A 21,493-nucleotide genomic window follows, 5' to 3' on the forward strand; every position below is an offset into this window, starting at 1 on the left:
GCGGCATGAACCAGGACGCGCTGGACAAGGCACTGAGCAAGATGCGCGAGCGCGGGGTCGACGAGCGCGCGGTGTCGGTCTTCGAGTCGTACTGGCGACAGCTCGCCGAGGGTGCCCAGGGGACGATCCCCGAGGACAGCATCGAGCCGATGGGTGACCTGCCGGAGCTCTCCGACCTCGACGTCTCCGACGAGGAGCGGCGGGCGGCGCTCGGCCAGGTCGCGATCGTCAAGCTCAACGGCGGGCTCGGGACGAGCATGGGGATGTCGGGGCCCAAGACGGCTCTCGTCGCGCTCGAGGGACTGACCTTCCTCGACGTCATCGCCCGCCAGGTCGTCGCCCTCGGTGAGCGTTACGGCGTGCGGCCGCCGCTCGTGCTGATGAACTCCTTCCGCACCCGGGAGGTCTCGCTCGAGCTGCTCGAGGCCTATCCGGAGCTGCGCGACCAGTCGCTGCCGCTCGACTTCCTGCAGAGCGCCGAGCCCAAGCTCGACGCCGAGGACCTCAGCCCCGTCGAGTGGCCCACGGACCCCAGCCTCGAGTGGTGCCCGCCGGGGCACGGGGACGTCTACGTCTCGCTCGCCGCGTCGGGGATCCTCACCCAGATGCAGGAGCAGGGGATCCGCTACATCTTCCTCTCCAACGCCGACAACCTCGGCGCGAGCTGCGACCCCGACATCGCCGCCTGGCTGCTGCGCGAGGGGATCCCTTACGCCGCCGAGGTCACCGAGCGGACCGCCAACGACCGCAAGGGCGGCCACCTCGCGATCCGGCGTGAGGACGGGCGGCTCATCCTGCGCGACACCGCGATGGTCCTCGAGGGCGAGGACCACTACTTCCAGGACAACCAGCGCCACCAGTGGTTCCACACGAACAACCTCTGGGTGAGCGTCGACGCGCTCGCCGAGCGGCTCGAGAGCACCGGCGGGGTGCTCGGCCTGCCGATCGTCATCAACCGCAAGACCGTCGACCCGACCGACAGGTCCTCGACGAAGGTCATCCAGATCGAGTCCGCGATGGGCACGGCGATCGAGCGTTTCGAGGGCAGCCAGGCGATCCGGGTGCCGCGCACGCGCTTCCGCCCGGTGAAGACGACCAACGAGCTGCTCCTGCTGCGCAGCGACCTCTTCGAGCTCGACGACGACTCGCTCGTCCGCCGGGTGGGGGAGGGGCGCGACCCGGCGATCGACCTCGACGACCACTACCAGCTGATCGCCGACTTCGACCGGCTCCTGCCGCACGGCTCGCCGTCGCTCGCCGGGTGCTCCTCGCTCGCCGTGAGCGGAGAGGTGACCTTCGGCTCGGACGTCTCGTGCGTCGGTGACGTCGAGGTCGTGGCGGACGGCGTCGCCTCGGTGCCCGACGGCACGCGGCTCGAGGGACGCCACGAGCTGACGTGAGGCTCCCCCTTCGCCTCCTGCTCGACCGGCGGGACCCTGCCGCCGAGCGCGGGAGGTGGCCGGTCGAGCTCTCCGGACGCACCGTGGGCGGCGAGTCGGTCAGGCTCCGCCCGCTCCGCCGCTCGGACGAGGAGGAGTTCCTCCGGGCACGCGCGGACAACGCCGCGTGGCTGCGTCCGTGGGACGCCACATCACCCCTGGCGCGGCCCGTCGCGCTCGACTTCCGGCAGTACCGGAGCCGTCTCGAGGCCGAGGCCACGGCGGGCAGCGCCCTGCCCTTCGTCATCGAGCACGAGGACCGGATCGTCGGTCAGCTCAACGTCAGCAGCATCATCCGGGGGTCCTTCCGGTCCTGCACGATGGGCTACTGGGTGATCGAGGAGGTCGCGGGGCGGGGGTTCACGCCCACGGCGGTCGCGCTCGCGGGCGACCACGTGCTCGGCGAGCTCGGTCTGCACCGCATCGAGATCAACGTCCGGCCCGAGAACCACGCCTCGCTCGCCGTGGTGCGCAAGCTCGGCATGCGCGACGAGGGTTCCCGGTCCCGGTACCTGCACATCGACGGCGACTGGCGCGACCACCGGTCCTTCGCCGTGCTCGCCGAGGAGGTCGGCGAGGGTGGCCTCATGGGCCGCCTGACGTCCTGATCACATCAGTCACACCGATCCCGGCAGGCAACATCCGCGACACACCGATTCGCCTGACCAGGAAGGGCATCTGCGCTCCATAGTCTGGCCGCGTGCAGTCGAGCAGCCTGATCTTCGTCGTCGTCGTGGCGATCTGGGCTGCCTATCTGGTGCAGTACTGGGTTCGCCGCCGCGACCACCTCGCGACGATCCGCTCGGTCGACCGCTTCTCGGCGGCGATGCGCGTCCTCGACTCGCACCGGCTGAGCCAGACCGCCGAGCCGGCCCGCTCCTATGCCGTCTCACCTACCCGAGCCGCCAGCCCGCAGGTGGTCGTCAAGCGCGGCGTCGCCGCACCGGAGGTCACCGTGCCCGAGCCCGTCGCCCACCCCAGCGAGGGCCGACCGAGCATCGTCTCCGCCGTCGTCGACGCACCGCGCAAGGTCCGTGGCCTGGCCTTCCTCGGCCACCTCGTGCTCCTGCCGCTCTCCGTGCTCGTCGCTGCACTCGGCCCGCTGCCCTGGCTGGTGCCCGGCCTGCTGCTGCTCGGATTCCTCGGCTCCTTCGGCTGGCTGCGCCAGGACGTCAAGGCCGCAGAGGCCACCCGGCGCGAGGAGCACCTCGCCCGCCGGCGGGCCCGCGAGGCGTCGGCTCCGGTCCGCCGACAGGCGCCCGTCGCCCGTCAGGCCGCCCGGCCCGCCCGCGCCGACGTCGACGACCACGAGGTCGCCGATGACCTCTGCGCCCCGCCGCGCGTCACCGGCGATCTCGTCGACGACAGCGTCGTGACGGTGACGGACGCCCCCTTCGACGTCGCGGACGAGCCGGTCGTCGAGGCCGAGCCGGTCCCGGCCCAGCCGGTCGCCGAGGTGGCACCCGACGAGCGTGCCGGCACCTGGAAGCCGGTACCGGTCCCGCGCCCGACGTACACGATGAAGGCTCGCGCCGGCACCCGCCCGGCGCCGACGCAGGCCCCGGCCGACGTGCCGCAGGTCCTCGACGCGATCGAGGACGACGTCGTCGCCCCCCGCCGCGTCGTCGGCGGCTGACCCGACCCACCCGGCCCCACCCCTTCGCACGAGCCAAGGCTCCTACCCGGCTATACCGCTTCCAGACCCCGCACGAGCCTTGGCTCGTGCGGGGTCAGGCGTGACCAGCACGGCGCACGAGCCTTGGCTCGTGCGAAAAAGGGGAGGGGAGGGAGGGGCGGGGAGGGGAGGAGCGAGGCGTCAGGAGTCGTAGGGGGACTCGCCGGGCTGGATCTCGGCCCGCTGCTCGCTCTCCTCGACCTCGGCGTCCACCTCGACCTGCTCGGCCGGGGTCAGCATGTCGTCGGTCGAGTCGACGTCCGGGGGGTCCGGGTCGAGCAGGTGGTGCCCGACCGCGTTGAGCACCGCGACGAGCGGCACGGCGACCAGGGCACCGAAGACCCCGCCGACGATGATGCCGGCCGCGATCGCGAGGATCACCGCGAGCGGGTGGACCCGGACTGCCCGGCCGAGGAGCAGCGGCTGGAGCAGGTGCGACTCGATCTGCTGGACGAGCAGGACGACGCCGAGCATCGCGAGCGCCATGAGCGGTCCCTTGGCGACGAGGGCGAGCACGACCGCGACGAAGCCGGAGACGAGCGCCCCGACGACGGGGACGAAGGCACCGATGAAGACGATGAGGGCGATGCCGGAGGCGAAGGGGACGCCGAGCGCGAAGGCTCCGAGCCCGATACCGAGCGCATCCACCCCGGCCACGAGGATCGTCGCGCGGGTGAAGGCCTGCAGCTGGCTCCAGGCGATCTCGCCGCCGGAGACGACCCGCGAGCGGACGCCCCGCGGGAAGAGCCGGACGACCCACGCCCAGATCGCCGGGCCGTCGAAGAGGAAGAAGAAGAGGGCGAAGAGCGCGATCGCCGCACCGGCGAGCACGTGACCGGCCGTGAAACCGGCCTGGGCCGCCCGCTCCCCCAGGCCACCCCCTTCGCCGAGGTTCTTGCGGGCGTCGTCGAGGTAGCTGCTCAGTTCACCCTGGGAGAGGTTGAAGGTCTCGAGCACCCAGGTGCGCATCTGCTCCACACCCTGGCCGACCTGGCCGACGAGGTCGCCCATCTGCCCGGTGAGCTGGTTGACGACGAAGCTCACGAGCCCGACGAGGACCGCGAGGGTGCCGAGCACCGTGATGCCGGCGGCGGCACCCCGGGGCATGACGCGGTTGAGCCGGTCGAAGACGGGCTGGAGGAGCGCGGCGAGCAGCACCGCGATGATCACCGGGTAGGTGACCTGCGCGAGGACGTTGACGAGCTTGAAGAGCGCGATGATCCCGACCGCGATGAGCAGCAGCCGCCAGACCCACTCGCTCGCGGCGCGGATGGTCGGCGGGACGTTGAGCCGGTCGACGTCGGCGACGTCCTCGTCGAGCGTGCGTGCGTCGTCATCGCGACTCATGAACGTCCTGCCTGGTCGTCAGGGCCGCGGTCGAGCCCTGCTGTCGCGAGGGTAGCCGCTGCGTGAGCGCATCCGTTTGGGAGAGGGGGCTCCCCTGGTGTTATCGTGTCCGTCGCCTGGGGCTGTGGCGCAGTTGGTAGCGCGTCTCGTTCGCAATGAGAAGGTCAGGGGTTCGAATCCCCTCAGCTCCACCCTTGTGATGTCTCACGACATCTGCAAGACCCGAACCCTCATTGAGGGTTCGGGTCTTGTCGTTTCTGGGGTTGGTAGTCCTTGGTGGGGTCGAGGGTGAGCTCGCGGATGAGTTCGCCGGTTTCGGCGTGGATGGCGGTGATCTCAAGGTCTTGGATCAGGAGCAGGACGGGGGTGCCGTTCCAGGCGCGTCCGAGTCCGATGTGGTGCAGGCGGCCGCCGTGGCGCAGGAGGCGGAGCTCGACCGCCGCTGAAGGACCTCGATGCGTTCATCGACGATCACCGCGACGAACACGGGGTCGAGCCGATCTGCACCACCTTGGCCGGGACCGGGGTCCAGATCGCCCCGAGTTCGTACTACGCCCGCAAGGTACGACCGCCCTCGGCCAGGGCGGTACGTGAGGCCGTCATCGACGAACGCCTAGCCGCGCTGCACGAGGAGAACATGGGCGCGGCCTGAAACAACACCGGAAGTGACAACCAGATCTTCAGCAGTCCCCCTTCGCGACGAAGCGCGTGCGGTCGCTCCTCCTGCGGGAGGGGTCGGAGCTGCACTGACCGTCAGGTGTGTCCGTCGGGAACGGTGCCGCTGTGGGGCAGATTCGCCACTTATGCGCCTCTGGACCCTCAGAGGAACTCCGAGGTCACCCGAGCTCGCGGATACTCGCGACGCTACGAGCGACATCGACGGCGGCATTGATGCAGTTCGGCGGATGGCCGTCGAGGTTCAACGACAATCACCGAGGCGTGGAGCGGGCTCTCGCGATGAGAGGTCCGGGGTTCGACACCCTCAGCTCCACCGATGGCGAAGGCCCGGACCTCTCGGTCCGGGCCTTCGTCGTGCTCAGGCGCGCTGGGCGGCCCGGCCTCGGTACAGCCAGGCCGCGGCCGCTGTCGTCACGGGGACGGCCGCGATGAGACCCATCGTCCCGACGGCGCTGCGGACGATCTCGGTGGCGATGAGCTGGTCGGTGAGGATGTCGCCGATCGGGTCGTCGAGGGCGAGGATCAGCACGAGGATGGGCAGCGAGGCTCCGGCGTAGGCGAGCACGATCGTGTTGATGACGGACGCGATGTGGGCGCGGCCGATGCGGGTGGCCGCGCGGTAGATCGCCCACGCGTCGGCGGTGGGGCTGGCGGCGGCGAGCTCCTCCACCGTGACCGACTGGGTGATGGTGACGTCGTCGAGGACGCCGAGCGAGCCGATGAGGATGCTCGCGAGGAGCAGCCCCCTGACGTCGACCCCATGGGTCTGACCGACCATGAACGAGCTCTCGTCGCTCGCGCCGGTGAGCTGCATCGCCGTGACGGCGAGCGCGGAGAGCAGCCCGGTGAGCACGAGACTCACGAGGGTGCCGATGAGTGCGACGGTCGTCGTCCGTCCGAAGCCGTGGGTGAGGTAGAGGACGACGAGCACGATGACGGCGCAGCCGATGATGGCCACGGCCAGGGGCGGCTTGCCGTCGAGGATCGCCGGCACGACGAAGGCGACGAGGACGGCGAAGGTGAAGGCGAGACCGACGAGCGCGCTCAGGCCACGCCACCTGCCGAAGGCGATCACCGAGAGCGCGAAGGCGGCGAGGAGGACCCACAGCTGGGTGCTGCGCTGGTGGTCGATCACCCCGTACTCGAGCTCGGGGTTGCTGCCGGGGGAGTGGATCAGCACGACCGCGTCGCCGGTCTCCAGGACGGGCGCGCCGACTCCGGAGGGCAGCGCTGTCGTGATGGTGCGGCCCTCATCGGGTCCGTCGGTGAGCCGGACCTGCGCGGTGCCGCACACGGTCGGCTGGGTCGATGCCGTGGCCGGGTCCGACGCGGGAGCCTCCGGGCAGGGCTGCTCGTCGACGGCAGCGACGACGCCGTCGACCTGGGTGCCCTGCTGGACCACGCTGGGTGGCGCGCCGTCGGGCCACAGCCACACCATTGCGAGCACCGCGACGAGGAGGAGCGCGGCGACCGCGCTCAGCGCGCGCGGCGAGGTCCGCGTGCCGTCGCTCGGCCCATGAGCATGCCTGCCGCCCATCGTCTACCTCCCTGAGATGCCGTCGCTGGACTCTACGAGACGGCACCCTCGAGCATCCCGAGGAAGGCGCCGAGCGCGACGAGCTCGCTCGTCGAGCGGGGTGCTGCCTCGGTGAGCCGGGGCGACATGACGACGAAGGCGGCGTGCTGGCCGCGGGAGACCGACACGTTGAGCCGGTTGCGGCTGAGCAGGAAGTCGACGCCCCGGGAGATGTCGTGGGTCGAGCTCGCGGACATCGACAGGATGACGACCGGCGCCTCCTGCCCCTGGAAGCTGTCGACCGTGCCGACCCGGACCTCGGGCAGCCCGGCGGCCGCCAGCGCGCGACGGACCGTGCCGACCTGGTGGTTGTAGGCGGTGACGACGAGGACGTCCTCGGGACGAAGGGGTCGGCCGTCGGCGGCGTCCTCCTCGTCCGGCGCAGTCCAGGTGCGACCGGCGAGGTCGCGGACGAGGTCGACGACGGCCGCGGCCTCCTCGGGGGAGTCGGTCGTCCGACCCTGGTGCTCGACGGTGCGCAGGTGGAGTCCCGGCTCGACCCCCTCGAGCGACCGGGCGGTCGTCACCTCTTCCTGCGCCACGAGCTCGCCGTCGTAGGACAGGCGGGAGGCGATCTGGGTGAGCTCGGGGTGCATCCGCCAGGTCACGCCGAGGAAGTAGCCGAGCTCTGCCGGGATCGTCGCGGCTCCGTCGAGCAGCCACCCGAGCGCCGAGAGGTGCACCGGATCGGGGTGGCTGCCCTGGCTGACCTGCGGCAGCTGCTGGGGGTCGCCGAGCAGGAGCAGGCGGTCGGCGGCCACCGAGGCGGCCAGCGTCGGGGCGAGCGCGAACTGCCCCGCCTCATCGACGACGACGAGGTCGAGCTGTCCGCGCTGCACGCGCTTGGTGTTGGTGAGGTCCCACGCGGTGCCGCCGATGACGTAGCCGTGCCCCGCCTCATCTGCCGCCGCGGCGAAGCCTGCGAGGTCGTCCGCCCGGGCGAGCGCGGTCCAGGCGGGGGAGTCCCCCTTCGCCGCCTTGCCGACCCAGGCCGGGTCGACGCCTGCCTTGACGACGGCGTCGAGGACGTTCTCGATCGCGGCATGCCCCTGGGCGACGACACCGACCCGCCAGCCGTGCTCCGTGACCAGGGCGGCGATGACCCGGGACCCGACATAGGTCTTGCCGGTGCCCGGCGGGCCCTGGACGGCGAGGTAGGAGCGGTCCAGTCGCCGGACGGCCTCGGTCAGGACGGCGATCGAGTCGCCGGCGCCGGTCAGCGCAGGCAGCGGGGCGTCCCCGACGAGGCGTGGCGTGCGTCGCGCCAGCAGGTCGAGGGCAGGCTGCTCGGGGATGCAGACCGGTCGGTCGGTGGACCCCTGCGTCTCGCACGCGCCGAGGACCGAGGCTGCGAGCTCCTCGAGCGCCTCGTCGATCGAGCGGGTCGCCGGCGGGCTGCCGGGGGTGAGCGCGATGGGCAGGTCGGAGTACTCCTCGACGTCCTTCTTCAGCGTCTCCTCGATGAGGAGCGTCATCGCGCCGTCGTCGTGCGGCTCGACCTCGCGCACCGTGACACCGGTGAGCCCCCGCGCCACACCAGCCACCTCGAGCCCGGCCGGGGGTGGCGCCCCGTAGAGCGCGTACAGCGACGTGCCCGGTCCCACCCGGGTCCCGGCCGGGAAGCTCCCGGTGAGCCGGACGTGCCGGCGCAGGCTGCGCTGCCGTCCCTCCTTGGACCAGTCGGTGGTCGCCTCGGCCTCGGCGACGTGGAAGACGTCCGTCCCCGAGGTCCACTCGTCGACGGGGTTGCGCAGCCGGTCGAAGTGCTGCCACCAGAAGGGCTTGTGCTCCCGCCGGTTGTACTGGACGGCCGCAGCCATGAGGGCGAGCGCCCACTGGTCGTCGTCGCGCTCGTGCCCGGCCACGGCTCCGAGCAGGTCGCGCAGCGCGACCTCGGTCGGGTGCGGCTCGTGCGCGCTGACCTCGGGCTCGGTGAGCGGCTGGGGGACGATGCCGTGCTCGGCGGCGCGCTCGAGCAGCCAGTCGCGCAGCCCGAGCGTCGAGAGACAGTCGTACTCGTTGTAGTCCCGGATGTCCTCGATGAGGTCTCGGGCGTCGGTGTCTCGTCCGTCGAGGAGAGCGCTCGTGTACTCGTGGTAGACGACGATCGAGTCGGCGCCGCCGGTCACGCCGTCCTGGTTGCGGAGCCGGTCGCCCATGTAGAGGGGCTCGAGCTTCTTGATGCTGTAGGAGCGCTGCGAGACCCGGATCGCCCCGCGCACCACCGTGTAGAGGTCGACGAGGACCCCGTCGCGGAGCAGGTCGTCGACGTCTTCCTCGCACACCCCGTGCCGGGCAGCCAGGCGCAGCAGCGCTGAGCGCTCGTAGTCGGCGTAGTGGTAGATGTGCAGGTCGGGCCACCGCGCCCGCCGCTCCTTGACGTAGGCGATGAAGTCGATGAGCGCCTGCCGCTCCTGCGCGCGGTCGTGCGCCCAGAACGGGACGAAGCGGCCCTCGCCGCACTCCTCCACCGGAGCCTCGAGGCAGCCGAAGAGGTACTCCAGCCCCCAGTCCGCCGACCCCGGCTCGGCCCACATCGGGTCGCCCTCGAAGTCGAAGAAGATGTCACCCGGGCTCGGTGCCGGGATCGTCGCGAGGACGTCGGGGGAGTGGACCTCGTGGTGGACGAAGGGGGGTCCGCTGCCCGAGCTCGGGTCGGCAGCGGCTGCCGCCGCGTCCTCGGCGGCCTTGATCTGCAGGCGGGCCTGGGCCCGCACGCGGGCCAGCCGCTCGTCGCTCAGACCGTCGACCGGCTCCGTGCGGGCCGCGAGGTCGGCCACGGTCGCGACCCCGGCGTCGAGGAGGTGCTGCCGCTGGCCGGTGTGCACGCCCGCGACGAGCAGCACGTCGTCGCTCGCCTCGAGGTGCTCCTGGCAGGTCTCGCAGCGCAGGCACGCGATCCAGCGGCCGTCGCCCCAGACGACCGGACCCCCTTCGTCCTGGTGGGTGTCGAGGACGTGCCGCAGGCGCGCCAGCCGCGCCCGCATCACCGGGACGACGTCGGCCAGGGCCACGTCGCGCTCGTCGCCGTCGCCGAGGATCAGCCGGGCGACCGGAGCGACCTCGGCGCCGGTCGCGGCGAGCACGTCCGCGTAGGCGGCGACCTGGAGGAGAGCGGGGACGCTCTCGCGGCGGGCGAGCTTCGTGTCGCAGACGAGCCACCGACCGGCCTCGTCACGGACGAGGAAGTCGGCGAGCCCGAGGAATCGGTCGCCGAGCAGCACCGCCTGGTAGATCACCTCGGCGTCGGAGGAGAGCGCCGCAACCGTGTCGGCGTGGGCGTCCGCCCACCCGGCGAGGGAGCGCTCGCGCACCTCGACGCGGTGCACGCGCCCAGGGTGGGCGGCCTCGAGCGCGGCGAGCACCCGCTGCTCGTGCTCCTCGCCGAGCTGGGCGGCCCGCTGCAGCATCGGGTCCTCGACGACCTCCCCGCGGGGCGTCCGTCCGAGCCGGACGTCCATCTCGGTGAGCAGCGCCAGCTCGCACGTCGACGCGGCCCGCAGGTCGCTCGGGGAGATGACGGCGCGCCCACCGGGCTCGGGGAAGAACATGCCCAGACCCTACGAGGCAGAGCCGACACCCTTCGAGGCTCGCCGGCGCTCGCACCTCAGGGAGCAGCTAGACCCAGCTGGGGAACCACATGCGCCACTGCCACTGCTCGTACGGGATGACCTGGGCGGTGTAGACCGGCCAGTAGAAGGCGAAGTTCGCGAGCACCACGAGCAAGTAGCAGCCGATGACGACGTACCCGACCTGTCGCCGCCGCCGCGTCGCCCCCGCGGGCGGCACGAGCAGCGCGAGCAGGTAGACCACCGCGAGCACGATCCACGGCTGGAAGGAGATCGTGTAGAAGGTGAAGATCGTCCGGTGCTGGATGAAGAACCACGGCAGCCAGCCGCCGGCCAGGCCGGCGAGGATCGCCCCGGCCCGCCAGTCCCGCCGCATCGCCCACGCAACGAGGAGGACGAAGAGCGCCGCCGTCGCCACCCACCAGACCGACACCGTCCCGAGGGAGCTGATCGCCTTGCTGCACTTCTCGATCCCGCAGCCGACGTCGTCGACCCCCTTCGTCTCGTAGAAGAAGGACGTCGGACGCGACTGGATCGACCACGACCACGGGTTGGACTCGTAGCTGTGCGGCGAGGTCAGCCCGTTGTGGAAGTGCAGGATCTCCTGGTGGTACTGCAGGAGCGAGCGGAGCGCCTCGGGCAGCCAGGTCACCCCTTCGTCCGGATGCTCGGCGGCCCAGTGCCGGGCGTAGCCGTGCTCGCTGCGGAACCACCCGACGAAGCTCGCGAGATAGGTCACGAGGATCACCGCGGTCATCGACACGAAGGCGAGCAGCCCGTCCTTGAGCACCGCGCCCGCGAACCAGTGCCGCACGCCCACCGCGCGCCGGGCACCGATGTCCCAGAAGAGAGTCATCAGCCCGAAGGCGGCGAAGAAGTACAGGCCCGACCACTTCGTGCCGGTCGCGAGCCCCAGCATGAGCGCCGCGACGAGCCGCCACGGCCGCCACCAGATCACCGGCCCGTAGCGCCAGCGCGTGCCCGGCGGCGCCGACCCGACGACGTGAGCCAGCCGCTCTCGGTACCAGTCACGGTCGACGAGCAGCGCCCCGAAGGCCGCGAGCGCGAAGAACATGAGGATGATGTCGAGCAGCGCGGTGCGCGAGTGCACGAAGTGGTGCCCCTCGAACGCCGTGAGGAAGGCCGCCGCCGTCCCGAGGAAGCTGCTCGCGAAGAGCCGCCGCGCGATCCGCCCGATCATGACGATCGAGATCGTCCCGAGCAGCGCCACCGAGAAGCGCCACCCCCACGAGCTCGTCGCCCCGAAGACCCACTCGCCGAACGCGATGACCCACTTGCCGACCGGCGGGTGGACGACCATGTCGCCCTCGGTGGTCTTGAAGACGTCGAGGGTGCCGTGGGTGAAGAGCGGGTCGACCTTCTCGCCCTCGCCCTTCCACCGCATCTCGGTGCCGTACTCGAGCATCGAGACGCCCTGCTTGACGTAGTACGTCTCGTCGAAGACCAGCTGGTGCGGACGGTCGAGCCGCCAGAAGCGCAGGATGCCCCCGAGGATCGCGAAGGTCAGGGGCCCCCACCAGCCGAGGAGCCGCTCGCGGCGCGAGTCCCACGTGGGGAGGCGGCCGAGGAGTCGCGCGCGCAGCAGCGCGGGCCGACCCGCGACGGAGTCGACGCGATCCATGGCTCGCATCGTAGGCGAGACTGACCCCATGCCCCTGATCCTCGCCGCGACCCCCATCGGTGACCCCCGGGACGCCGCGCCGCGCCTCGCCGAGGTGCTCGCGAGCGCCGAGGTCGTCGCCGCCGAGGACACTCGCCGGCTGCGCCGCCTGTGCGCGGCGCTCGACGTGACCCCGACCGGTCGGGTGCTCAGCTACCACGAGCACAACGAGGCGGCGCGCACCGCGGACCTCGTCGAGGCCGTGGCGAAGGGGGAGAGCGTCGTCCTCGTCACGGACGCCGGGATGCCTTCGGTCTCGGACCCGGGCTACCGGGTGGTCCGGGCGTGCGTCGACGCGGACCTGCCGGTGACCTGCGTGCCCGGCCCGAGCGCGGTCCTCATGGCGCTCGCGGTGTCGGGCCTGCCGGTCGACCGCTTCTGCTTCGAGGGCTTCCTGCCCCGCAAGGACGGCGAGCGGCGTCGGGTCCTCGAGGAGCTGGCCCACGAGCGCCGGACGATGGTCTTCTTCGAGGCGCCGCACCGGCTGGCGACGGCGCTGTCGGCGATGGCGGAGGTCTTCGGGCCGGACCGGCCGGCCGCTGTGTGCCGGGAACTGACGAAGACCTACGAGGAGGTCCGAAGGGGTGGCCTCGCCGAGCTCGCGGAGTGGGCCGTCGAGGGGGCGCGGGGCGAGATCACCGTCGTCGTGTCGGGCCTGCCGTCGGGCGTGGGCGTCATGACGCTCGAGGAGGCCTCCGCCCGGGTGGCCGAGCTCGTCGCCTCCGGCGTCCGCCGCAAGGAGGCCGCCGCCCAGGTGGCCGCCGAGACCGGCCTGAGCAAGAAGGCCCTCTACGACTCCGGCCTGACCTCACCCCCTTCGCCCTGACCCTTGCGTCCGCCACGGTGGGATCCCCCGGCCCACGGTGACGGACGCAACGCGGTCCCCCTTCGTCGCGTCCGCCACAGTGGGTTCCCCTGGCCCACGGTGGCGGACGCAAGGGTGGTGGGGGACACACAGGTCCATCTGCGACAATCCGGGCCATGACGCAGCCCGCCGACCCGACGGACGAGACGCCCGAGCCCCTCGAGACCCCCTTCGTCGACGGGCTCGACGACGACCCCACCCCTGAGTCGGGTACCGACGTCCCGCTCGCCAAGGAGTCCCCGGAGGCCGCCGAGGGCGCCGCCGCAGAGGCCGCCGCCGGCGCCGCCGAGGGTCACCGCGCCGGGCGCGGCGGCGACGAGCGCACCGTCGTCCACCTCCTGCGCCACGGCGAGGTCTACAACCCCGAGAAGATCCTCTACGGCCGCCTCCCCGGCTACCACCTCTCCGACCTCGGCCACGAGATGGCCCGCATCGTCGCCGACCACCTCGCCGACCGCGACCTCGCCCTGATCGTCCACAGCCCGCTCGTGCGCACCGCCGAGACCGCTGCCCCGACGCTCGAGCGGCACGGCCTCGAGGCCGTCGTCGACCCCCGGGTCATCGAGGCAGGCAACAAGTTCGAGGGCCGTCGCTTCCGCAAGCGGCTCCTGCTCGACCCGCGCCGCTGGTGGTGGATGCGCGACCCCACCAAGCCCACCTGGGGCGAGTCGTACAAGGCCATCGCCAAGCGGATGACCGAGGCCATCGAGGACGCCCGCGACCACGCCCGCGGCCGCGAGGTGCTCATCGTCAGCCACCAGCTGCCGATCTGGACGATCCGCAGCGCGATGGAGGGCCGCAACCTCTGGCACGACCCTCGCCGCCGCCAGTGCAACCTCGCCTCGCTGACGACCCTCACCTACCGTGGTGACGAGCTCGAGTCCGTGAGCTACAACGAGCCGGTCGCCCACCTCTACCCGCAGGCCGAGAAGCTGCCGGGAGCCTGACGCGCGATGACGACCCGCACCACCCGCCGGCTCGCCGGCGCCCTCACCGCCGCCGCCCTGGCCCTCGGGGCGGCCGCATGCAGCGACCCCAACTCGGTCGCCGAGCAGGCCAAGGCCAACCCCGACGCCGGCTACGTCGCGGGCGACGGCTCGATCGTCGCGGTCGCCCCCGAGGACCGCAAGGAGCCGGTGACCCTGAGCGGCGAGACCCTCGACGGAGGCACCCTGGCGCTGGCGGACATGCGGGGCAAGGTCGTCGTCGTCAACCTCTGGGCCAGCTGGTGCGGCCCGTGCGAGGCCGAGGCGCCGCACCTCGTCGCGCTCGCCGAGAAGTACGAGGGCAAGCCGGTCGAGCTCGTCGGCATCGACTACCGCGAGCCGAGCAAGGAGACCGGCCTGGCGCAGTCCAAGGCATGGGGATTCACCTGGCCCTCGATCTTCGACAAGACGGGTACCTCCGCCATCGCGATGCAGGGCGTCCTCGCGAGCCAGCCGTCCACCGCGATCCTTGACATCGAGGGCCGCATCGCGGCGAGCGTCCAGGGGGCCACGACCGAGGCGACTCTCGCAGGCCTCGTCGACGACGTCCTGGCCGAAGGGGGAGCGAAGGAGTGATCCGCGCGTGAACCCCGGTGGGACCGTCGTCGACGGCGCCTTGCCCCTCGCCACCCTCGTCGCGGCCCTCGCGGGCCTGGTCTCCTTCGCGAGCCCGTGCGTCATCCCGCTCGTGCCGGGCTACCTCGGCTACGTGACCGGGCTGTCCGACGTCGACCTGGACAAGCGCTCGCCGCGCCGGATGATGCTCGGGGCGCTGCTCTTCGTCGCGGGGTTCACCGTCGTCTTCGTGCTCAGCGCGATGTTCGTCGCCACCGCCGGCCGCGCGCTCGTCGAGAACCGCGAGCTGCTGACCCGCGTCGGCGGGGTGGTCGTCATCGTCATGGCCCTGGTCTTCCTCGGCCTCGGCGGCCGGGCGAGCGAGCGGACGCTGCGCCTGCCGGTCCGGCCCGCGACCGGGCTCGCCGGTGCCCCGGTCCTCGGGGCCGTCTTCGGCTTCGGTTGGATACCCTGCGTCGGGCCGACGCTCGCCGCGGTCCTGGCCCTCTCCGTCGCGGGGGACGCGTCGACCACCCGGGCCGTCATCCTCGCCGTCGCCTACTGCCTCGGCCTCGGGCTCCCCTTCGTCCTCATCGCCGGCGCCTACGAGCGGTGGGGCTCGGTCTCCACCTGGCTGCGGCGACGCTTGCGGACCATCCAGGTCATCGGCGGGCTGCTCCTGCTCGCCGTGGGCGTCCTGCTCGTCACCGGCTGGTGGGACGACATCACCGTGTGGATGCAGGCCCGCTGGATCCGCGGCTTCGAGGTGATCCTGTGAGCACCTCGGTGACGCAGCCCACGCTCGGTCTCGTGGGCTGGGCCCGCTGGGCCTGGCGTCAGCTGACGAGCATGAAGACCGCCCTCTTCCTGCTGCTCCTCCTCGCCATCGGCGCCGTGCCCGGCTCGATGTTCCCCCAGCGTTCGCTCGACCCCTCGCGCACCGCCGACTGGATCCAGCGCCACCCCGACGCCGGGCCGATCCTGGACCGCTTCTACGCCTTCGACGTCTACTCCTCGCCGTGGTTCTCGGCGATCTACCTGTTGCTCTTCACCTCGCTCATCGGGTGCATCGTCCCGCGCACGATCATCCTCGCCCGGCAGCTGCGCGGCCAGCCGCCCCGGACCCCTCGCCGGCTCGAGCGGCTCGAGGTCCACGACGCCCTCGTCGTCCGCGATGAGGACGTCCCCGCGGCCCTCGACAGCGCCGCGAGGGCACTACGCCGCAAGCGGTATCGCGTCGCCCGCCACGACGACGAGACCGTCTCGGCCGAAGGGGGATACCTCAAGGAGGTCGGCAACCTCGCCTTCCACGGCTCCCTGGTGACCCTCATCGTCGGCCTGGCCATCGGGCACCTCTACGGGTGGCGGGCCGACATCGTCGTCCCCGAGGGCGAGTCCTTCGTGAGCACCGTGACGCGCTACGACACGTGGGCGCCCGGGCCGCTCGTCGACGCCGCCGACCTCACCCCCTTCGAGCTGACCGTCGAGGAGATGACGGCACGCTTCGAGGAGGACCACCAGTCCCAGCTCGGCATGCCGCGCGCCTTCTCGGCGAGCGTCACCTACGCCGAGCGCCTCGGCGGCGAGCACCAGCCCGGCCGGGTCGCCGTCAACCACCCGCTCGAGCTCGACGACGCCACCGTCTTCCTCCTCGGCAACGGTTACGCCCCCTTCGTCACCGTCAAGGACGACCAGGGCGAGACCCTCTACCGCGGCGCCACGCCCTTCCTCGCGCAGGACGGCACGTACCGATCGACCGGCGCGATCAAGATCGGCGCCGCCGAGCCCGAGCAGCTCGGCTTCGTCGGGCTCTTCCTGCCGACCGCCGTCATCGACGAGGTCAACGGTCCCATCTCGATCTTCCCCGACCTGCGCCACCCGGCCCTGGCGATGAGCCTCTACGAGGGCGAGCTCTACCCCGAGGGCGGCGCCCAGTCGGTCTTCACCATCGACACCGAGTCGATGACCGCCGTCGGCCCCGACGACGGCAGCGAGGACGTCGCCCGGCTCTGGCTGCGCCCCGGCGAGACCGCCGAGCTGCCCGGCGACCGCGGGACGATTACCTTCGACCGGGTCGACCGCTTCGCCGGCTTCGCCGTGCGCCACGACCCCGGCCAGGGCCTCGTCCTCGCCTCCTCGCTCGTCGCGCTGCTCGGCCTCATCGCCTCGCTGACGATCCGCCGCCGCCGCGTCTTCGTGCGGGTCCGGCCGGCCGGGGAGGGCCTGTCGGTCCTCCACGTCGGCGGGATGGCGAAGGGGGACGACGACGGGCTGGGCCGGATCGTCGCCGGCATCGCCGACGACCTGAGCGAGCAGCACGCAGACACCGGTGACGGCACCCAGCCCCGGGTGGGATGATCGAGGACGACATGACGAACGAAGCGCTGGCCACGTACGCCAACTACGCCCTGTACTCCGCCGTCGGGGTGCTCACCCTCGCGATGATCGCCTACGCGGTCTACCTCGCCGGGGCGGTCCCCGCCGCCGAGCGCGAGGCCGCGCTCGCCGACGAGGACGAGGCCGCGACGGCCCGTGCCCAGGCGCGCGCCGAGCGGGTCGCCGCGCTGACCGGAGGCGGGGGCACGACCACCGTCGCCCCGGCGGAGGCTCCCGAGGTCGACGCCGCGAGCGACACCCCTTCGCCCCAGGGCGACCCCGAGAAGGCGCGCAAGGGCGCCGGCATCGGCGGTGCGCTCGCCTGGCTCGGCACCGGCCTGCTCGTCGTCTCGGTCCTCCTGCGCGGCCTGTCCGTCGAGCGCGCCCCGCTGGGCAACATCTTCGAGTTCTCCGTCGCCGGCTCCGCCGTCGCGATGCTCATCTTCTGCCTCGGGCCGCTGCGCAAGGGGATGCACTGGCTCGGGCTCTTCGTGCTCGCCCCGATCTCGCTGCTCCTGTGGGTCGCCGGCACGCTCTGGTACACCGAGGCCGCCGAGCTCGTGCCGAGCCTGGACTCCTACTGGCTCGTCATCCACGTCTCGGCGGCGGTGCTCGCGACGGGCCTGTCGATCGTCGGTGGTGTCCTCGCCGCGCTCTTCCTCGTCCGTGACCGTGCCTCCGCGCGGTCGTTCTGGGCCAAGCTGCCCGCGGCCCCGCAGCTCGAGCGTCTCTCCTACGGGATGCACGTCGTCGCGTTCCCGCTGTGGACCTTCGCCCTCATCACGGGTGCCGTCTGGGCCCGTCAGGCGTGGAGCTCGTACTGGAACTGGGACCCCAAGGAGGTATGGACCTTCGTCATCTGGGTGGTCTACGCCGCCTACCTGCACGCCCGCGTGACGAGGAACGCCAACCGCCGCACCGTCGCGTGGATCGCGATCGCCGGTTTCGCCTGCATCGTCATCAACTACACGATCGTCAACTTCTACTTCGTCGGTCAGCACAGCTACGCGGGCGTCGGCTGATGCTGCGCTACTCGCTGCTGCGCCTGCTGATCTTCTTCGCCTGCCTCGCGGCGCTGTGGCTCGTCGGGCTGCGTGACCGCAACGAGCAGCCCTGGCTCGTCGTCGGTGCGGCGCTGCTGTCGATGATCATCTCGTTCTTCGTCCTGCGCCCCTTCCGCGACGACGCGGTGCGCTCCATCGAGGAGCGTCAGTCGGCTCGCCTGCAGCGCAAAGCGTCCCAGCGCGAGGAGCAGCGCGCCCAGCAGTCCGACGAGGCCGCCGAGGACGAGAGCTTCCGCTGAGCCCGGTCAGCCTGCGGGCGTGATCCGCAGGACCTTGTCGTCGTCGCCGTTGCTCGTCGTGACGTAGAGCGCCCCGTCCGGGCCGGTGCGTGCGGCTCGCAGCCGACCGTGCTCGTCGACGAGGTCCTCGGGGATCTCGACCTGCGTGACCGAGTCGCCGTCGAGGCGCAGCAGCAGGAGCTTGGCGCCCTTGAGCGCCGTGATCGCGAGCATCCCCTCGCGCTCGCCCCACGCCTCGCCCTCGAGGAAGGCCGCCCCGCAGATCGCCTCGGTCGTCTCGCCGGAGCTCCACGCCGCCTTGACCGCGTCGGGGTAGCGCTCCGTGTCGGTCATGGGCACCGACTCGTCGTAGCTGCTCTCCTCGCCGCCCTGAGCCGGGTCCCAGCCGTAGTTGGCCCCGGCCGTGATGAGGTTGACCTCGTCGTCGAAGGAGGGTCCGTGCTCGGCCGTCCAGATCTCGTCGGTGCCGGGCCTGACGGCGACGCCCTGGACGTTGCGGTGCCCGTAGGAGTAGACGAGCTGCTCGCGGGCGTCGTCGGCATCGGCGAAGGGGTTGCCCTCCGCGGCCTCGCCGGTCGCCGGGTCGAGGCGCAGGACCTTGCCGCCGAGGTTGCCTCGGTCCTGGGGTGCGGCGGGGTCCGCTGAGTCCCCGGTGCCGACGTAGAGCAGCCCGTCGTCGCCGAGCGTCGGGCGGCACCCTGAGTGCCTCCCGCTGTCGGCGGTCGGCAGGCCCGTCACGAGGTCACGGTCGCGGGTGGCCCGCCGGTTGTCGACGTCGAGGGTGAGCTCGACGAGGCGCACGTCCACGGCCTGCTCACCCTCGCCATGGTTGAGGCAGACGATGACCTTCGGCTGGTCCCAGCCGGCCCCGGCGTCCTCGGCTGGTGGGAGGACCGCCAGACCCATGAGCCCCCCTTCGCCCTGGGCATAGACGTCGTCGAGACCCGCGGCGAGCTCGACCGGCTCGGTCCCGGGGTCGAGCGAAGGGAGGTAGGAGAGCCGTCCGTCACGCTCGGTGACGACCGCGCCGCCGTCCTCGAGGAACCCGATGTCCCACGGGTTGCTCAGCCCGTCCGCGACGACCTCGACCGAGAGTCCTTGGCCCCCGGCGGGCCCGCTCGAGGTGCTCGGCGTGCTCGTGGCGCCGGGTTCGTCGGGTCCGGGCGCGGAGGTGCCGGAGCACCCGGCGAGGCACAGACCGGCGGTGGCGACGAGGGCGGCTGCTCGGGAGGCCATGACCCATCCTCCCAAAGGAGGGTCAGCCGCGGGCGAGCGGCCAGATGAGCAAGATCGCCCAGGCGAGCTCGGCGAGCCCGGTGGACGCGAGCGCGGGGATGAGCGCGCGCCCCTGCGCACCACCGATGACGGCCTTGAGCCCAGGGACGAGGATCAGCAGCCCGAGCAGCGCGACGGGGGCGAAGGGGTGCCAGATCGCCATCGCGACCGTGCACCCGACGGCGACGCCGACGAGCGCGACGTAGAGCGTCCGGGTCCCGCCGTCGCCGAGCCGGACGGCGAGGGTCTGCTTGCCGGTCACGGAGTCCGTGGGGATGTCGCGGAGGTTGTTGGCGACGAGGATCGCGCTCGACAGGGCCCCCGCGGCGACGGCGCCGAGCACCCCGACGACGGTCAGCTCGTGCGCCTGCGTGTAGAGCGTCCCGAGGGTGGCCATGAGCCCGAAGAAGACGAAGACGTAGACCTCGCCGAGCCCGCGGTAGCCGTAGGGGTTGTCGCCGCCGGTGTAGCGCCAGGCCGCGACGATCGCGAGGATGCCGAGCGGGACGAGGATCCAGGTCTGCGCGAGGGCGACGAGCGCGAGACCCGCGAGCGCCCCGATGCCGAACCACCCGAAGGCCATGAGCTTGACGTTCTCGGGGTTGGCCAGCCGCTGGCCCACGAGGCGGATCGGGCCGACCCGCTCCTCGTCGGTGCCGCGGACGCCGTCGCTGTAGTCGTTCGCGTAGTTGACGCCGATCTGCAGGCTCACCGCGACGACGGCGGCCAGGACCGCGAGGAAGGTCTTGCGTTCGTCGATGGCCGTGGCGGCGGCGGTCCCGACGAGGACGGGGGCGATCGCGGTGGGCAGGGTGCGCGGGCGGGCGCCGGCGACCCACTGGGCGAGGGATGCCATGGGGCTCTTTCGAAAGGGCGAAGGGGTGTACCCGGTGATTCTACGGAGCCGCGAACGCCCGTGCCGCCGCTGCCCGGTCGGGCTTGCCGGGCCCGCGCGTCGGCAGGGCCTCGGTGACGAGCACCTGGTGGGGGAGCGCGTGCGCGGGCAGGTGCGCGCGGAGCATCTCGCGGATCTGCGCGACCCCTTCCTCCGGCACCTGCCCGACCGGCGGGCCGTGGGGCGATGTGACGACGAGGAGGGCCACCCCTTCGCCCCAGCGCTCGTGCGGGACACCGACCGCGATCGCCTCGGTGATCGCCGGGACGTACGAGAGCACGGCCTCCTCGACGAGGCGTGGCGCGACCTTGAGGCCTCCGGAGTTGATGAGGTCGTCGACGCGGCCGAGGACGCTCACCTTGCCGCGCTCGTCCACCGAGCCGAGGTCGCTCGTGCGGAACCAGCGCTGCCCGCCCCGCTCGACGAAGTGGGCCGCGGTGAGGTCGGGGCGGCCGTAGTAGCCGTGGGCGACGACCGGGCCACCGAGGACGAGCGTGCCCGCGTCGTCGACGGCCACGTCGACCCCGGTCAGGGCGCGCCCGTCGTAGACGCAGCCGCCGCACGTCTCGCTCATGCCGTAGGTGAGGACGACCCGCACCCCCGCACCGCGGGCGGTCTCGACGACCTGGGGGGAGGCTGCGGCGCCACCGACGAGCACGGCGTCGAGCCGTCGCAGCCCCTCGAGACCCACCGGGTCGGCGGCGAGCTGGGCCAGCTGGGCGGGGACGAGGGAGGCGTACCGACGCTCGCCCGACATGCCGGCGACGGCCTCGACGAGGGCGAAGGGGGTGAGGGAGGGGTCGGTGACGACCGGCCGGGTGCCCGCGTGGACGGAGCGCAGGAGGACCTGGAGCCCGGCGACGTGGTGGGGCGGCAGGGCGAGGAGCCACTGGCCGGGCCCACCGAGCCGGTCGTGGGTGGCCGCGGCGCTCGCGGCGAGAGCCTGGGCGCCGAGCATCGCGAGCTTGGGGGTGCCGGTCGATCCCGAGGTGCCGATGACGACGGCGAGGTCGTCGGGGAGCGGATCTGGGTGCTCGGGCAGAGGCTCCGGGATGGCGTCGGCCGCGTAGGGGCGCACGGGGGCGCCGCCGGCGAGGGCTCGCTCGAGCGTGGGCAGTGCGTCGAGGGCCGCCTCACCCGCGGCGATCGGCAGGTCGGTGATCGGGTAGGTCACCGCCCCAGTCTCGCCGATCGGGCGTAGGAGCTGTCGTCGCGTGTGCACAGGTCGCGGTCCTGAGGTCGTTGCCACGGCATATCCGTGGCGACGACGGCC

General features: G+C 72.2%; 18 protein-coding genes, 1 tRNA gene and 1 other annotated feature. Of the genes, 12 read left to right on the top strand and 7 right to left on the bottom strand.

Going from position 1 to position 21,493, the window contains the following annotated elements; all coding sequences use genetic code 11:
* Positions 1-5 precede the first annotated feature (5 nt).
* The 3 genes from JNO54_RS04405 (at position 6) to JNO54_RS04415 (ending at position 3,075) form a co-directional block, all read left to right on the top strand.
* Positions 6-1,400, top strand: a complete 1,395-nt coding sequence (locus tag JNO54_RS04405) for a UTP--glucose-1-phosphate uridylyltransferase (protein ID WP_204142801.1) — start codon at positions 6-8, stop codon at positions 1,398-1,400.
* Positions 1,397-2,047, top strand: coding sequence for a GNAT family N-acetyltransferase (locus JNO54_RS04410; RefSeq protein ID WP_307818059.1), 651 nt, complete (start codon positions 1,397-1,399; stop codon positions 2,045-2,047). The genes JNO54_RS04405 and JNO54_RS04410 overlap by 4 nt, the downstream gene beginning before the upstream one ends.
* A 92-nt stretch (positions 2,048-2,139) precedes the next feature.
* Positions 2,140-3,075 (top strand): SepX/GlpR family protein, encoded by a 936-nt coding sequence (locus JNO54_RS04415; protein ID WP_204142802.1) that lies wholly within the window; start codon positions 2,140-2,142, stop codon positions 3,073-3,075.
* 180 nt (positions 3,076-3,255) lie between these two features.
* On the opposite strand, the gene JNO54_RS04420 is transcribed toward JNO54_RS04415, so the two are convergent.
* The gene (locus JNO54_RS04420) at positions 3,256-4,461 is read right to left on the bottom strand and encodes an AI-2E family transporter (RefSeq protein WP_204142803.1); all 1,206 of its coding nucleotides are present in this window, start codon (positions 4,459-4,461) and stop codon (positions 3,256-3,258) included.
* A 118-nt stretch (positions 4,462-4,579) separates the two neighbouring features.
* Between JNO54_RS04420 and JNO54_RS04425 the strand changes: the two genes are divergently transcribed.
* Both JNO54_RS04425 and JNO54_RS04430 read left to right on the top strand, forming a co-directional pair.
* Positions 4,580-4,652 (top strand) — tRNA-Ala (locus tag JNO54_RS04425).
* Between the two features lie 57 nt (positions 4,653-4,709).
* A complete protein-coding gene (locus JNO54_RS04430) occupies positions 4,710-4,907 on the top strand; it encodes a hypothetical protein (RefSeq protein ID WP_204142804.1) in 198 nt (65 codons plus the stop codon).
* Positions 4,879-5,002 (top strand) — a sequence feature (AL1L pseudoknot). It overlaps the preceding gene by 29 nt.
* Before the next feature lie 495 nt (positions 5,003-5,497).
* Here the strand turns inward: JNO54_RS04430 and JNO54_RS04435 are convergent.
* The 3 genes from JNO54_RS04435 to JNO54_RS04445 all read right to left on the bottom strand — a co-directional run bounded on the left by JNO54_RS04435 (position 5,498) and on the right by JNO54_RS04445 (position 11,926).
* Entirely contained in the window at positions 5,498-6,676 is a 1,179-nt protein-coding gene (locus JNO54_RS04435) for a YibE/F family protein (protein ID WP_204142805.1), read from the bottom strand.
* Positions 6,677-6,708: 32 nt separating this feature from the next.
* A complete protein-coding gene (locus tag JNO54_RS04440) occupies positions 6,709-10,266 on the bottom strand; it encodes a TM0106 family RecB-like putative nuclease (RefSeq protein WP_204142806.1) in 3,558 nt (1,185 codons plus the stop codon).
* Positions 10,267-10,333: 67 nt separating this feature from the next.
* Positions 10,334-11,926 carry a dolichyl-phosphate-mannose--protein mannosyltransferase gene (locus tag JNO54_RS04445; protein ID WP_204142807.1) on the bottom strand — a complete coding sequence of 531 codons (1,593 nt, stop codon included), beginning with the start codon at positions 11,924-11,926 and terminating at the stop codon, positions 10,334-10,336.
* A 28-nt stretch (positions 11,927-11,954) separates the two neighbouring features.
* Between JNO54_RS04445 and rsmI the strand changes: the two genes are divergently transcribed.
* The 7 genes from rsmI (at position 11,955) to JNO54_RS04480 (ending at position 18,050) form a co-directional block, all read left to right on the top strand.
* Positions 11,955-12,791, top strand: coding sequence for a 16S rRNA (cytidine(1402)-2'-O)-methyltransferase (gene rsmI / locus JNO54_RS04450; RefSeq protein ID WP_204142808.1), 837 nt, complete (start codon positions 11,955-11,957; stop codon positions 12,789-12,791).
* A 155-nt stretch (positions 12,792-12,946) separates the two neighbouring features.
* Positions 12,947-13,777: a histidine phosphatase family protein gene (locus JNO54_RS04455; protein ID WP_204142809.1), complete on the top strand. Its 831-nt coding sequence runs from the start codon at positions 12,947-12,949 to the stop codon at positions 13,775-13,777.
* A gap of 6 nt (positions 13,778-13,783) precedes the next feature.
* Positions 13,784-14,392 (top strand): TlpA family protein disulfide reductase, encoded by a 609-nt coding sequence (locus tag JNO54_RS04460; protein WP_204142810.1) that lies wholly within the window; start codon positions 13,784-13,786, stop codon positions 14,390-14,392.
* A 7-nt stretch (positions 14,393-14,399) separates the two neighbouring features.
* Positions 14,400-15,149: a cytochrome c biogenesis CcdA family protein gene (locus JNO54_RS04465; protein ID WP_204142811.1), complete on the top strand. Its 750-nt coding sequence runs from the start codon at positions 14,400-14,402 to the stop codon at positions 15,147-15,149.
* Positions 15,146-16,729, top strand: a complete 1,584-nt coding sequence (gene resB / locus JNO54_RS04470) for a cytochrome c biogenesis protein ResB (RefSeq protein WP_307818060.1) — start codon at positions 15,146-15,148, stop codon at positions 16,727-16,729. The genes JNO54_RS04465 and resB overlap by 4 nt, the downstream gene beginning before the upstream one ends.
* Before the next feature lie 11 nt (positions 16,730-16,740).
* Positions 16,741-17,769, top strand: a complete 1,029-nt coding sequence (gene ccsB, locus JNO54_RS04475) for a c-type cytochrome biogenesis protein CcsB (RefSeq protein ID WP_204142812.1) — start codon at positions 16,741-16,743, stop codon at positions 17,767-17,769.
* Positions 17,769-18,050, top strand: coding sequence for a DUF4229 domain-containing protein (locus tag JNO54_RS04480; RefSeq protein ID WP_204142813.1), 282 nt, complete (start codon positions 17,769-17,771; stop codon positions 18,048-18,050). The genes ccsB and JNO54_RS04480 overlap by 1 nt, the downstream gene beginning before the upstream one ends.
* A 6-nt stretch (positions 18,051-18,056) precedes the next feature.
* Here JNO54_RS04480 and JNO54_RS04485 read toward each other — a convergent pair whose 3' ends face one another.
* The 3 genes from JNO54_RS04485 to menE are packed head-to-tail and all read right to left on the bottom strand — an operon-like array spanning position 18,057 to position 21,394.
* Positions 18,057-19,286, bottom strand: a complete 1,230-nt coding sequence (locus JNO54_RS04485) for a PQQ-dependent sugar dehydrogenase (RefSeq protein ID WP_204142814.1) — start codon at positions 19,284-19,286, stop codon at positions 18,057-18,059.
* Between the two features lie 22 nt (positions 19,287-19,308).
* A complete protein-coding gene (locus tag JNO54_RS04490) occupies positions 19,309-20,181 on the bottom strand; it encodes a 1,4-dihydroxy-2-naphthoate polyprenyltransferase (RefSeq protein ID WP_204142815.1) in 873 nt (290 codons plus the stop codon).
* A 40-nt stretch (positions 20,182-20,221) separates the two neighbouring features.
* The gene (menE, locus tag JNO54_RS04495; RefSeq protein WP_307818061.1) at positions 20,222-21,394 is read right to left on the bottom strand and encodes an o-succinylbenzoate--CoA ligase; all 1,173 of its coding nucleotides are present in this window, start codon (positions 21,392-21,394) and stop codon (positions 20,222-20,224) included.
* Positions 21,395-21,493: the final 99 nt, after the last annotated feature.

Origin of the sequence: Janibacter endophyticus (assembly GCF_016888335.1) — a bacterium.
GTDB classification, from domain to species: domain Bacteria; phylum Actinomycetota; class Actinomycetes; order Actinomycetales; family Dermatophilaceae; genus Marihabitans; species Marihabitans endophyticum.